General features: G+C 63.4%; 1 protein-coding gene. It reads right to left on the reverse strand.

Going from position 1 to position 580, the window contains the following annotated elements:
* On the reverse strand, positions 1–580 hold a 580-nt coding region (locus ACT89H_RS29450; RefSeq protein WP_445111933.1), incomplete at both ends, for an AMP-binding protein.

The following is a 580-nucleotide window of genomic DNA, read 5'->3' on the forward strand; positions in this document are numbered from 1 at the left end:
GACCACATGGATCTCCCCGGCCACCCCCACCGGCGCCGGATGCAACCGGTCATCGAGCACATACACACCCAAACCCGGCAGGGCACGCCCGATCACACTCGCCGGGTTGTCGACCATCTGCTCGTCCACCGACAAGAACGACACATGCACCGTGGTCTCGGTGATGCCGTACATATTCACCAACCATGGCGCGTCCACCGGATGGCGCTCGTACCAGCGCCGCAACTGCCGCAGATCCAGTGCTTCACCACCGAACACGATGTAGCGCAACGCGAACGTGCCCTCGTCGTAGTGTGCGGCGCGGTCGGCCTCGGCGAGCTGGTAGAACGCCGAGGGGGTCTGATTCAGCACGGTGACTTGTTCGCGGATCAGCAGTTCGCGGAACTGCTGCGGTGAGCGGGAGGTCAGGTAGTCGACCACGACCACGCTGCCGCCGTTGGCCAGCGCGCACCACAACTCCCACACCGAGAAATCGAACGCGTAGGAATGGAACAACGTCCAGACGTCGGTTTCGTCGAACCCGAACAGCAGCTGGGTGTTGGCGAACAACTCGATCACGTTGCGGTGCGCGACCCCCACA

The sequence above is a fragment of the Nocardia aegles genome (assembly GCF_052545135.1).